The organism is Arenimonas sp. (assembly GCF_044353605.1).
Taxonomy (GTDB): Bacteria; Pseudomonadota; Gammaproteobacteria; order Xanthomonadales; family Xanthomonadaceae; genus Arenimonas.
This window is the reverse complement of the sequence record NZ_JBILBO010000006.1, coordinates 135,453-148,844: the sequence shown is the minus strand read 5'-3', so window position 1 is coordinate 148,844 and position 13,392 is coordinate 135,453. Positions and strand designations below refer to the sequence as shown.

At 57.0% G+C, this 13,392-nt stretch carries 9 protein-coding genes; 4 read left to right on the top strand and 5 right to left on the bottom strand.

What is annotated here, in order from left to right:
* The 4 genes from ACIQ1A_RS05760 to ACIQ1A_RS05745 form a co-directional block, all read left to right on the top strand.
* Positions 1 to 631: acyl-CoA dehydrogenase family protein (locus ACIQ1A_RS05760; protein WP_395770111.1), on the top strand; the 631-nt coding region annotated here is incomplete at its 5' end.
* A 32-nt stretch (positions 632 to 663) separates the two neighbouring features.
* A complete protein-coding gene (locus ACIQ1A_RS05755; protein WP_395770110.1) occupies positions 664 to 5,532 on the top strand; it encodes an NAD-glutamate dehydrogenase in 4,869 nt (1,622 codons plus the stop codon).
* Between the two features lie 39 nt (positions 5,533 to 5,571).
* On the top strand, positions 5,572 to 6,360 hold the full coding sequence (locus ACIQ1A_RS05750) for an NAD kinase (RefSeq protein WP_395770109.1): 789 nt from the start codon (positions 5,572 to 5,574) through the stop codon (positions 6,358 to 6,360).
* A gap of 39 nt (positions 6,361 to 6,399) precedes the next feature.
* The gene (locus ACIQ1A_RS05745; protein WP_395770108.1) at positions 6,400 to 7,326 is read left to right on the top strand and encodes a 5'-nucleotidase; all 927 of its coding nucleotides are present in this window, start codon (positions 6,400 to 6,402) and stop codon (positions 7,324 to 7,326) included.
* A 55-nt stretch (positions 7,327 to 7,381) separates the two neighbouring features.
* Here the strand turns inward: ACIQ1A_RS05745 and sbcB are convergent, their stop codons facing one another.
* From sbcB to ACIQ1A_RS05720, 5 genes are read right to left on the bottom strand one after another with little or no spacing between them, the layout of a single operon-like run.
* Positions 7,382 to 8,806, bottom strand: coding sequence for an exodeoxyribonuclease I (gene sbcB, locus ACIQ1A_RS05740; protein ID WP_395770107.1), 1,425 nt, complete (start codon positions 8,804 to 8,806; stop codon positions 7,382 to 7,384).
* Positions 8,799 to 10,145 carry an FAD-dependent oxidoreductase gene (locus tag ACIQ1A_RS05735; RefSeq protein ID WP_395770106.1) on the bottom strand — a complete coding sequence of 449 codons (1,347 nt, stop codon included), beginning with the start codon at positions 10,143 to 10,145 and terminating at the stop codon, positions 8,799 to 8,801. The genes sbcB and ACIQ1A_RS05735 overlap by 8 nt, the downstream gene beginning before the upstream one ends.
* Positions 10,142 to 11,410, bottom strand: coding sequence for a kynureninase (gene kynU, locus ACIQ1A_RS05730; protein ID WP_395770105.1), 1,269 nt, complete (start codon positions 11,408 to 11,410; stop codon positions 10,142 to 10,144). The genes ACIQ1A_RS05735 and kynU overlap by 4 nt, the downstream gene beginning before the upstream one ends.
* On the bottom strand, positions 11,410 to 12,426 hold the full coding sequence (locus ACIQ1A_RS05725) for an amidohydrolase family protein (RefSeq protein WP_395770104.1): 1,017 nt from the start codon (positions 12,424 to 12,426) through the stop codon (positions 11,410 to 11,412). Before ACIQ1A_RS05725 ends, kynU begins: the two co-directional genes overlap by 1 nt.
* 8 nt (positions 12,427 to 12,434) lie before the next feature.
* On the bottom strand, positions 12,435 to 13,391 hold the full coding sequence (locus tag ACIQ1A_RS05720; RefSeq protein ID WP_395770103.1) for a sodium-dependent bicarbonate transport family permease: 957 nt from the start codon (positions 13,389 to 13,391) through the stop codon (positions 12,435 to 12,437).
* Between the last annotated feature and the right edge of the window lies 1 nt (position 13,392).

Sequence of the window (13,392 nt, the reverse complement as noted above, 5' to 3'; positions counted from 1 at the left end):
GGGCGCCAAGGGCATCACCGCGTTCATGATCGATACCGCCAAGTCCGGCTTTTTCCGGGGCAAGACCGAGCCCAAGCTCGGCATCCGTGCTTCGGCCACATGTGAAATCGAATTTCAGGATTATGTCGCCGAAGCCCATGAAGTTCTGGGCACCGAAGGCGAGGGTTTCAAAATCGCCATGGGCGTACTGGATGCGGGGCGCATCGGAATTGCCTCACAGGCTGTCGGTCTGGCGCGTGCCGCCTACGAGGCCGCGGTGGCCTATGTCAAGGAGCGAAAAAGCTTCGGTCAGCCCATCGGATCCTTCCAGATGATCCAGGCCAAGATTGCCGATATGAAATGCCGTCTCGACGCCGCGGAACTGCTGACCTTGCGCGCGGCCTGGGCTAAATCCAATGCCGACCGCAACGGCGGTCGTTACAGCACTGAAGCTTCGGTCGCCAAGCTCAGTGCCTCCGAAACCGCCATGTTCATCACCCACCAGGCTTTGCAGATCCACGGCGGAATGGGCTATTCCAAGGAAATGCCGCTCGAGCGCTATTTCCGTGATGCAAAGATTACCGAAATTTATGAAGGCACCAGCGAAATCCAGCGCCTGGTCATTGCCCGCAATGAAACCGGTCTGCGCTGAAGCCGTCAGACGCCACACCAGAGAAGATTTCCATGACCGTTATCATCAATCCTTCGACTTCGGCCATTTCTGCCATCGCACGGCAGGTGGCTCAAACCGCAAACAAGCATGACACGGATGCAGACATCGTTCATGCCGTGCTATCTCAGATATCTCTGGAGGATTTCGAACTTCAGGACCAGCAGGCCTGGGTCAAAATACTGACTTCGCTTTTGGATGTCACGCGAGCCCGCCAACCCGGTATCGCCAACGTCCGGGTAAATCAGGAAGCAAACCTCGCATCCGATGGCAGCAGCACGCGTAGCAGTCTGGAAATCGTATCTGACGACTACCCATTTCTTGTCGATTCCTTCAAGATGGTTCTGGATGCACTTGGCATCACCTGTTATGCCATCGTACATCCGGTAATTTCCGTCGATCGTAATTCCGAAGGTTCACTCACCGCGATACCGGGACCAATCAAAGAATCAGTGGTCTGGATGGAAATCGAACGTCAGACCGCGGAAACTGCGGATAAACTGATTTCTGCAATCCGCAGTACCTTGGAAGATGTCAAGGTCAGCGTCGCCGATTGGCAACAGATGCGTACGCGCATGCTTGAAGTTGCGGATATCGCCGCCATACAGCGTCTGGACGATGCTGAAACCGCGCCGTCCGAGGTCAGCGCTTTCCTGAAATGGGCTGCTGAAAACCATTTCACTTTCCTGGGTTACCGCGAGTACCGCCTTTCCGGCCAGGGTGCGGCAGAGTCCCTAGATGCTGTTCCTGGAACCGGTCTGGGCATTCTGCGTGACGCACACCATAGCGCAAATGCACGTCCGGTCAGTAGTCTTGGCAGGACCCAGCGGAAACAACGTGATTTATTGATTCTGACCAAGACTGCAGCACGCGCCACCATTCACCGTCCGACCTACATGGATTACATCGGCGTACTGCATTACGGCGCCGATGGCCGCGCCTTGGGCGAGTACCGTTTCATCGGCCTGTTCACGACATCGGCCTATAATCGCCGGCCCTGGGAAATTCCCCTGGTTCGTCTTAATTATGACAAGGTCATGCAATCTTCCGGCTTAAGTCTGGAGGGCCATAGCGGCAAAGCATTGCGCCAGATCCTCGAAACCATGCCGCGCGAGGAGTTGTTCCAGGCCACACCCGATCAATTGCTGCAGACCAGCGTAAGCATTCTCAGTCTGCAGGAACGTTTCCGGCCGAAACTTTTCATCCGCAAGGATCCTTTCGGACGTTTCTTCTCGGTTCTTATTTATCTTCCGAAAGACCGTTTCAATACTGAAATCCGCACCCGCATTGAAGACATGCTCATGCATGCACTGCGCGGTGACCGCATCGACAAGACACTGAAAATCGGCGATTCGCCATTGGCGCAGTTGCATCTTTTGATCCGACATGATGCCAGCCCATCCGCATCATATGATCTCGAGGCGCTGGAGGCCGAACTGGCCGCCATTATCCGCAACTGGAAGGATGAATTCCGTGATGCTCTGATTCATGGGTTTGGCGAAGAGCAGGGTATCGCATTGGCCGGACGTTATTTGCCTGCCTTGCCGCAGAGTTATGTAGAAACCGTCACGCCTGAGCAAAGCATCGAGGACATCCGGCAAATCGAACAACTGACAGTCGACGGCGGCCTGACGCTCAATCTCTATCAGAAAGAAGATCGCCTGCGTTTCAAACTGTTCAGCCTTGACAGGGAAATCGCACTTTCCGACGCTCTGCCGATGCTTGAAAATCTCGGTATGAAGGTACTGACTGAAAATCCCTACGTGCTGACATTGGACGAACGCAGGGTAATCATCCAGGACTTTGCTTTGGAATCTGTTAAAACCGTTTCTGCCGAACACATCAAGGCCGACTTCGAACAGGCCTTTGGTGCGGTCTGGCAAGGACAATGTGAAAACGACGGCTTCAACCGACTGGTGACACTTGCCGGTCTGGGCTGGCATCAAGTTGCGGTACTGCGAGCCTATTGCAAATATTTGCTCCAGATTGGTGTTCCTTTCTCGCAGACCTACATGGAAGAGACGATGCAGCGCTATCCGGCTGTGGCTCGGATTCTGATTGGTCTGTTTGAAGCGCGTTTCGATCCGGACCTGAGTGGCAGTAATGCCGATCTGGCCCCGGCCCTGAAACGCATGGGCGTCGATTCTGCGGAACGCTATCTGGCCAATTTCGTTGCAACCTCGCGTGACGAGCAGATCGGTGCCGTCGACAAACTCCTTGGCAAACAGCTCGCCAAAGTGGCCAGTCTCGATGAAGACCGCATCTTGCGCGCCTTCGCAGCGGTGATCAAGGCGACCTTACGCACCAGTTTTTACCAGACCACCGATCGTCAGGGCAAAGCCAAAGATTACTTCAGTTTTAAATTTGATCCTACGCAGGTTCCGGATATTCCGAAACCGGTCCCATACCGCGAAATTTTCGTCTATTCACCTTTCGTTGAAGGCGTGCATTTACGTTTCGGACCGGTCGCGCGCGGCGGCCTGCGCTGGTCTGACCGTCGTGAAGACTTCCGTACCGAGGTGCTTGGTTTAGTCAAGGCCCAGATGGTCAAGAACACCGTCATTGTTCCGGTAGGTTCGAAAGGCGGCTTCTTTGCCAAACGATCTCCCGCCGGTGGCGATCGTGATGCCATTCTGGCCGAGGGCATCGCCTGCTATAAACGCTTCATCAACGGGCTGCTCGACATCACCGACAATCTGGTCAACGGCCAGGTCGTGCATCCTCAGCAGGTGGTCCGTCACGATGGCGATGACCCCTATCTGGTGGTCGCTGCCGATAAGGGTACCGCCACTTTCTCCGATATCGCCAATGGCATTTCTGCCGAACATGGGTTCTGGCTTGGTGATGCCTTCGCTTCAGGCGGCTCGGTCGGCTATGACCACAAAGGCATGGGAATCACAGCCAAAGGCGCCTGGGAGTCGGTCAAACGTCACTTCCGTGCTCTCGGCCGCAACAGTCAGTCTGAAGATTTTACCTGCGTCGGTATCGGTGACATGTCGGGTGACGTCTTCGGTAACGGGATGCTGCTGTCCCCACATATCCGTCTGCTGGCGGCGTTCGATCACCGTCACATTTTCCTCGACCCGAATCCTGATGCCTCTGTGACCTTCGCAGAGCGGCAACGCATGTTCGCTCTGCCGCGTTCGAGCTGGGAAGACTACGATGCCGGACTTATTTCCAAGGGCGGCGGCGTGTTCCCACGCAGTGCGAAATCAATTGAGCTCAGTTCGGAAGTCAAAACGGCACTTGGCATCGATGTCGAAACTATGGAAATGAGCCCGAACCAGTTAATGAACGCCATTCTGAAGGCGCCGGTTGATCTGCTCTGGAACGGTGGAATCGGCACCTACGTCAAATCCAGCAACGAAACCCATGCTGACTGCGGTGACCGCGCCAATAACGGGCTTCGCGTCAATGGCAACGAGCTACGTTGCCGTATGGTGGGTGAGGGTGGCAATCTCGGCATGACCCAGCGTGGTCGAATCGAAGCGGCCCAGTACGGCGTGTTGCTGAATACCGATTTCATCGATAACTCGGCTGGCGTCGATACTTCCGATCATGAAGTCAACATCAAGATTCTGCTCGGTGCGGCTGTTCTGGCCGGTGATCTCACGCTCGAGCGGCGCAATGCCCTATTGGCCAGCATGACCGAAGAAGTCGGCGACCTTGTTCTGATCGATAACTACAGGCAGAACCAGGCACTCAGCCTGATGGAATCCATGAGTGCACAACGTCTTGGCTCGTTCACACACTTCATACAGACCCTTGAAACCGAAGGCCTTCTGGACCGCGCCATCGAATTCCTGCCCGGCGATGCCGAGTTGGCCGAACGCAAAGTAAAAGGTCTGGGGCTGACCCGTCCGGAACTTTCGGTGCTGCTCAGCTATGACAAAATTGTGATATTCAACCAATTGCTGGATTCGGATGTGCCAGAGGATCCGTTCCTTTCCAAGGAACTGCAACGCTACTTCCCGAAGCCCCTGCAAGAAAAATACGCAGGATACATGCTCAGCCATCGTCTGCGCCGCGAAATCATCGCGACTGCGGTAACCAATTCCCTTGTCAATCGTATGGGCTCGACATTCCTGTTGCGAATGCAGGAGGATACCGGTGAAACCCCGTCACAGATAGCCAAGGCTTACACCATCATCCGAGAAAGCATGCTGGCCCGCGAACTTTGGGCGGAAATCGACGCACTGGATCATAAGGTCAGTGAAAAAGTACAGCTTGATGCGCTCGCTGGAATTTGGCATCTGCAGCGTAATCTGACCCGTTGGCTGATTGCTTTGCCCGGTCTGTTGCTGGATATCGCCCGTATGGTGGAACGCTACCAGGAGCCATTCAGCACGCTGCTGCAATCACTTCCGGGAGCACTAACGCCCGGCGACAGGTCAATCTTCGACGCGGAGTTCAGCCGGCTGTCTAAACTCGGCATGACTGACCGACTGGCACATTTCTTGGCAGCATTGCCCTACTTGAACTCAGCAATGGACATCATCGAGCTCAGCTTGCGTGAAAAACAGCCGGTTATGGCGGTTGCGCAGGCGCATTTCGCGCTCAGCGATGCCCTGCACATCAACTGGCTCATGGAAAACGTCGAGCTGCTTCCGGTGACCGGGCGTTGGCAGGCCCAGGCCCGCGGGGTATTGCGTGATGAACTGCAGGCGCAGCAGCGTCAGTTGGTCAGCACGGTTCTGGCGACTGCCGTAGCCGGCAAATCACCGGCCGACTGGGTCAGTTCCTGGCTGTCGCGTGACGATGCAGCCCTGAAGTACACGCTGGGCATGTTTACCGATATGCGTTCCTTGAGTGAGATGGATTTTCCGACGCTGTCTGTGGCTGTCCGCCGTCTTGCACAGATTGCTTCAACCGGCGTGCGCTGATATGGCCGGGCACATCGGTTATGATGTGCCCGTAACGCCATGGAGTCGCCTGTGAAGCTAACTGACCCGCCTAGAATCGCATTTGTTGCCAGCCCCGTACCAAGTGCACAGGATGCTTTGCAGACGCTGCTTTCCGAATATGGTCAATGTCCTCCGGAATCGGCGGATGTAATCTGTGCCCTTGGCGGTGACGGATTCATGCTTTCAACGCTTCATCGGTTTGCTTCCCTGTCACTTCCGGTATTCGGTATGAAACTCGGTAGTGTTGGATTTCTTATGAATCATTATCGGCCGGAAGGGCTTGTCGAGCGCCTTCGCAGTGCCGAGTGCAGTACCTTGAAGCCGCTTGAGATGGAAGCTTTGACCGAAGCCGGCATGCGCTACCGTTTTCTGGCCTACAACGAGGTTTCATTGCTCCGCCAAACCCGCCAGGCCGCCCAGCTGGAGGTTTCTCTGAATGGTCAGGTCCGACTTGAGGAGCTGGTATGTGATGGCATTCTGGTGGCAACACCGGCCGGAAGTACGGCATATAACTTTTCAGCAATGGGGCCGATATTGCCACTTGGATCGGCGGTAATCGCGCTGACACCGATTGCACCATTCCGTCCGAGGCGCTGGCGCGGCGCCATTTTGCGTGCGGACACGCTGGTCAGACTCCGCGTGCTTGACCCCTACAAGCGTCCGGTCAGTGTCACCGCCGACTCTCACGAAGTACGCGACGTGGTCGAGGTCAGCATCCGCGAAGGAAATGAGAACACTGTTCGCCTGCTTTTTGATCCGGAACATAATCTGGATGACCGCATACTCAACGAACAGTTCGTTACCTGAATCTCGGCAAATGAGACCACTACAGTCCATACTGTCATCATGAACGGTCAGCCCACATCGCACACAGGTCAGATACAGGCATCGTTGGTGGTGGCCATCACTGCCCGCGCTTTGTTTCATCTGGAAGATGGTCATCAGGTTTTTGAATCACAGGGAATCGATGCCTATGCCGAATACCAGCGCAAACATGAGAACGACGTTCTGCCGCAGGGAATAGCATTTCCCCTGGTTCAAAAGCTACTGGCGTTGAATGCGGGTGCTGATCCGAATCATCCGCGGGTGGAAGTGATCTTGCTTTCACGCAACAGTTCCGACACCGGCTTGCGTATATTCAATTCGATAGAGCATTACGGTTTGAAAATCACCCGGGCGGTTTTCACCAGTGGCGCTGAAGTCTATCCGTACATCCAGCCATTTGCCGCGCAATTATTCCTTTCTGCCAATCCGGATTCCGTGCGGGCAGCGCTTGAACACGGCATTGCGGCAGCAACCATCCTGCCTGCGGTGGCCGCTGAACAGACCCATCCTGAACTGCGCATCGCATTCGATGGAGATGCCGTGATTTTCGGGGACGAGTCCGAACGTGTATCGCAGGAGGACGGCCTTGCCGCATTCCATGCCCATGAAGCAGCCAAAGCCCATGAACCGCTTTCCGGTGGCCCCTTCAAAGGGTTTCTTTCCGCCTTGCATGATCTGCAGGAAAGTTTCCCGGTTGAGGCGAGCCCGATCCGGACGGCCCTGGTTACGGCACGTTCGGCTCCGGCCCATAAGCGGGTAATTTTGACCCTTCGTCAATGGGGGGTACGTCTGGATGAGTCCCTTTTTCTCGGTGGTCGGGATAAAGGACCATTTTTGGAGGCATTCGGGGCGGATTTGTTTTTCGACGACTCCAGTCACAACATTGCAAGCGCGCGGCAACATGTTGCTGCAGGCCATGTTCCCCATGGCGTATCGAATAATCAATGATTGAAACAAATTTTTGATGGGGCTTAGGTCCGGATAGCTGAGCACTCTCGGTGCTTCATACCTTTGCCGGAGAGATCTGTTCTGCCCAGTCGATCAATACCCGTATGACCCGGGCTTTATCGGGATGGGCTTCGGCCAGAGTGAGGCATTGCTGCGTGTAATCAGCCAGTGCTTCCGGCGTCAGCCGGCTTTTCCGGAAGTCCCGCCATTGAATCGACTCGGCACTGGTCAGGGATTCCGGCCAATTTCGGGCCTTATAGCGGAAGTACAGTTCACTCAGGCGCGGATCAATGAAGACGAGGGAATCCCGGCCCATGCTGGAGCGTGCTTTACCGAATTTCAGCTTGTCGGCGCGTTCAATGAATCCGTCATAAAGTGCAGCATCCGGATCGGCCGGTTCGCTAGTGCGCGGACGACTGAAAACCTTTGCCAGCTTGTCAGTAATGATGTCGGAATGTGCCAGAAGCTCGCCATGCACTGCGTCAGCAGTGGCAATGTCAACCTTGAGTCGGTCGGCATCTATGCTCCATCGGACCAGTTCGGCTTCGCTGAGGGATTGCAGGGCGACGACAACCGGACAGTGGTTGTGCTGGATTTCCTTGATTCCGATGCGGCTTTCGCCTTCCGGCAGCAGGCTTCGCCTGGTAAAAATATTGCTGGCGATTTCTTCGGGTGTGTAGTGCAACAGTTTCAGGGCTTCCGGCGTCAGTTCCACGGCAATCACGCGGTTCTTGATCAGAGGGTGTGTCATCAGGGGCAGCATCAGTGCGCTGCATGCCCGTTCTGCGGAGAATTGCCCAGACACATGCAACACCACCTGGTGTTTGTGCGGGGCAACGATTCCTGCCACAAATTCCTTGTCGCGCAGCTTCAGTGCGTAATTCCATAAACGCGGCTGTGCGGCTTTGGCCCGACGTGCCAGGTTGATAAGGCTGCGTACATCCGAAAGCGCCTCGTGGGCTTCGCCTTCGAAGCAATCATTGGCTTTGGCCAGATCTTCCAGCTTGAAGCTCGGCAGTCCATCCTCACGCAGCGGCCACTGCAAGCCCTCGGGACGTAGTGCATAGAGCATGCGCATCACATCAAGCAGGTCCCATCGGGAGTTGCCGCCGGCGTATTCCCGCGCATAGGCATCGAAGAAATTCCGGTATAGACCGAATCGGATGAATTCGTCATCAAACCGGATCGAGTTATAGCCCAGTGCGCAGGTGCCCGGCTGGCTGAACTGCTCGTGCAGCATCGCCATGAACTCGGCCTCGCACAAGCCTGCAGCGAGGGCATGCTGTGGGGTTATTCCGGTGATGAGGGCCGCTTCCGGTTCGGGCAGAAAATCATCGGATGGACGACAGAACAGTGAAACCGGATCTCCTATCGGATTCAAGTCGGTATCGGTCCGGATGGCGGCGAATTGCGAAATCCGGCTGTTGCGCGGGCTGCGGCCGAAGGTTTCAAGATCGTACCAGAGGAAGGTTTCAGGCATGCAGGGGCTCGAGTTCGCGATGGATCATCTCCGAGGCTAAGGCATAATCGACCTGGGCGATATCGGAAATTCCTTCACATAGACGTGCGAGGATGCTGCGTTGAATCATGCCACGGTGCAGGGCAACGGCATAAGGCACACGCTGGAAACTGACCATGCTGTAACGGGGAATGAAGCGGTCCGGATGACGTCCGGCCAATTCGCGCTCAAGCGTTCTTTCCAGCAGGAAACGGCTGTCGTCGACTTTATCGCGCATCTCCACATAGTTTTCCAACGCCATCGCCTGGATGGCGGCGGCGTTTTCGCGTCGGGCCGTCTCGTAGGCGCTAATGGCAGTGTTCCAGTTTTCCGTATTCTCGATGGCATCGACCAATGCCAGACAGTCCTCGAAGGCGCAATTCATGCCTTGGCCGTGGAACGGCACCATGGCGTGCGCGGCATCGCCGATCAGGACGATGCGGTCGTCGTGATGCCAGGTATCGAGTGTCAGGGTCGCTAGCGCGCTCTCCGGATTATGCTGCCAGTCGTAGTCGAAGTCGGCGATTTTGTCGAGCGCATCCGGAAAGACGTCGGAGAAGAACTGCCGGGCCTGTGCCGGATCGCGGATCTTGTCGAAGCCCGGATTGCCCTTGGCCGGCAGGAAAAGGGTGACGGTAAAGGTCTTTTCGGTATTCGGCAGGGCGATGCACATGAATCCACCGCGCGGCCAGATGTGCAGGCTGTTGCCGTCGATCTTGAAGTCGCCGTGCGCATCCGGTGCGATTTCCAGCTCGCGGTAATTGTGGCCCAGGGCTTCCATATGCTCTTTTACCAGCCCTTTGTCGGCCAGTACCCGACGGACCGCCGAGCCGGCGCCATCGGCGCCAATCAGGCGTTCAAAGGCCTCGGTTTCGCTGTGGTCCAGATAGTCGATGCGCAACGTATTGCGTTCCAGGTCGATATCACCGATACGGGCATTGAAATGCACCGAGACACCCTGTTCTTCAGCAGCTTCAATCAGCGCCAGATTCAGGCGGCCGCGGTGGACCGACCAGATCACTTCCGAGTCGTCCTTGCCGTAACGCAGGAAATGGGTACTGCCTGAAACATCATGGATCATGCGCCCGCGCATCATGACCACCTGCGGCATCACCTCATCATCGAGCCCGGCCTGCTGCAGGGCGTAAAGGCCGCGGTAGGCCAGGGCGAGATTGATTGATCGGCCGCCCTCAATACCGGCTTTGCGCGGATCCGGACGCTTTTCATAAATGCGCACGGTATGGCCTTTCTGGACCAGCAGGATGGCGAGCAGGGCACCCGCGAGGCCGGCGCCGGCGATATGGATGGTCTGTTGCTTCATGCGGAGGCTGCCCACTGTTTGATGCTTCGCACTGCGCCGAGGCAGTCGCTGAAACGGTTGTAAAGCGGGGTCGGCGACAGGCGGATAACGTCCGGTTCCCGCCAGTCAGCGATGACGCCGGACCGCATGAGATGTTCAAAGAGCTGACGACCGGCATTGCGTCCGGCACGCACTTGCAGACTCAACTGGCACCCGCGTTGCTCTGGATTGCTCGGGGTGACGCTGTGAAGTACGTCACCCAGCTCCTGTCGGATCAGGGCTTCCAGATACGCAGTCAGCGCGAGTGATTTCCGCCGCAAGGCCGGCAGACCGGCCTCGTGGAAAATCTCTAGGGAGGCGCGCATTGGGGCCATGGCGAAAATCGGTGGATTGCTGAGCTGCCACCCTTCAGCCCCGGGCGTGGCGTTGAATTCGGGTCCCATCTGGAAGCGGGTGTCTTGAAGATGGCCCCACCAGCCGTTGAACCGGGGAAGCACGGCCTGGGCATGGCGTTCATGCACGAAAGCGCCGGCTATGGCGCCCGGGCCGGAGTTCAAATATTTATAGCTACACCAGGCTGCGAAGTCGGCGCCGGAATCATGCAGCTGCAAGGGCAGGTTGCCGGCAGCATGCGCCAGATCGAAACCGACCCGGCAGCCGTAGAAGTGACCGAGATCGGCGATGGCCTTCAGATCAAAGGCCTGACCCGTGCGGTACTGAACGCCGGGCCACAAAATCAAAGCGACGCGGTGACCCTGTTCACGCAGGCAGTTTTCCAAGGCATCTGTCGGGATCAGACCGGTCTCCGGATCGGCGGGGATTTCAATCAGGCACTCGGCAGGGTCGAAACCATGGAAGCGGATCTGCGATTCGACGGCGTAACGGTCGGAAGGAAATGCGCCCTGTTCGATGACAATCGCTGGACGCTTTGCATCCGGCCGATAGAAACTGACCATTAACAAGTGGAGATTGACGGTCAAGGAATTCATAGCCACGACCTCCACGGGCTTGGCACCGACATTTTCCGCGAGCAGATCACGCAGTTCGCCGTGATACGGCATCCATGGGTGCTTGGCATGGAAATGGCCCTCGACGCCAAATGCCGCCCAGTCATCCAGTTCCTGCTGAAGCGCGGCCTTTACGCTTTTGGGTTGAAGGCCGAGAGAGTTTCCGCACAGATAAATTTGATCGCCATTCGCGTGCTTCGGGATATGAAAGCGGTCGCGGAACGAAGCTAATGAATCAGTACGGTCGAGCTGATCGGCATAATCGTCGCTGAAGATCATTATTTCTGCTCGAAGTGACGGCGGTCGCGACCCAGCCAGGACAGCGCGGTACGGTTAAACAGCTGTTCCTGATTCCCTGCATCCAGATTCAGCCCCAGGATGCCCGAACCGGGTTCCTGCTCGCCGAGCGGAAAGGGATAATCGGTGCCGAGCATGACCCGGTCGGTTCCGACGGTGTCCAGAAGGTAGCGCAGTGCGCGGTCGTCATGCACACAGGAATCGAAGTAGAGTTGTTTGAAGTAATCCCGCGGATTGTGCGGATTATCGGTGGCAACCAGATCCGGTCGCATATTGAAGCCGTGTTCGATGCGGCCGATGGTGTAGGGGAAGCTGCCGCCACCGTGGGCAAGCATCACTTTCAGTCGCGGAAACTGCTGGAGCACTCCGCCGAAGATGAGGGCGCAGGCCGCTCGGGACTGTTCGGCCGGCATGCCGACCAACCAAGGCATCCAATACTTGGGCATGCTGTCGGTGCCCATCATGTCCCAGGGATGCACCAAAATGGCGGCATCGAGGTCCTGGGCGGCTTCGAAGAATGGCCGCAGCTCGGCGTCATCCAGATTCCAGTCGTTGATGTGTGAACCGATCTGTACGCCGCACAGACCTAGCTGGTCGACGCATCGTTCCATTTCTTGAATCGCCAGTCGCGGCGATTGCAGCGGAACGGTTCCGATGCCGGCATAGTGGGAGGGATAGTCGCGGCAGGTTTCCGCCATGTGGTCGTTGAGGCTTTCATGCAACTCGAGGGCCTGATGTGCCTGTGCCCAGTAACTGAACATAACCGGCACGGTCGAGATGACCTGGACCTGGATGCCGAAGCGTGCATAGTCATCGATACGTTCCTGAGGATCCCAGGTTTTCGGCCAGATTTCACGGAAGAACTTGCCGTCCTTGTAGATGCGGTGGCGGCCGTCTTCGCCGTGGTGAATCACTGGAAAGCGATTGTCGCCGTACTTGGTGGCAAGATCCGGCCAGTCGCGTGGCAGGTAGTGGGCGTGGGTATCGATACGAAGCATGCGAAGGTCTACGCTGAGAGCCAGTGCGCCAATGCCGCATAAAGCGGTATGCCGACGGCCAGATTGAACGGAAAGGTGAAGCCCAGCGCTGCTGTAATGCAACGGCCGGTATTGGCTTCAGGCAATGAAGCGCGCATTGAAGCCGGAGCCGCAATGTAAGAGGCGCTGGCCGCCATGGTGCCGAATACCGCTGCCGTGGAAGCGTTCATGCCGATGGCATGGCCGAGCGCTACACCGGCCGCACCATGCACCAAGGGCAGGGCGGTGGCATAGAGCCCGAGGCGGAACGCCTCCCTTCCGACGCTGCGCAGCTGCCCCGCGGCGGTCATGCCCATGTCCAGCATGAACAGCATCAGCGTGCCCTGGAATAGCTGGAAATACATGGCATCGACTTTCGCGATGCCGTCATTTCCGGACAGGTAGCCGATGGCCATGCCCCCGATCAGCAGCAAGGCGGTTTTACCGGTCAGCACTTCCCGGACCTGATGCCAGCGGATGCCATCGCCGCCTTTGGCCAGAGCCAGACCGATCAGGATGGCCGGAATTTCCAGCGCTACCACGAGTGCGACCAGCACGGCATCGGCCGGCTGGCCGCTGCGCTCGGTGAACTGCTGCGCAGCGATGAAGGTGACCGCGGACACCGAGCCGAAGTGCGCCGCCATGGCGGCAGCATCAAGGCGTGAATCGCGCAGCCACAGCTTGGCAGTGAAATAGGCACTGACGGCGGTCGCCACTCCGAGTGCCAGTGTGGCAAAGATGTAAACCGGAAGATTTTCGGGCGCGTTGTTGCCAAGCGCCACGCCGCCTTTGAGGCCGATGGCCAGCAACAGGAAGATCGAGAGATAGCTCTGGATGGCGGCCGGAATTTCAAGATCGCTGCGTAGCACACGTGCCAACATGCCCAATGCAAAAGCCAAGACGACCGGTGACAGCAGATTGGCGGCGAGCAGTTCGGATGAAAACACG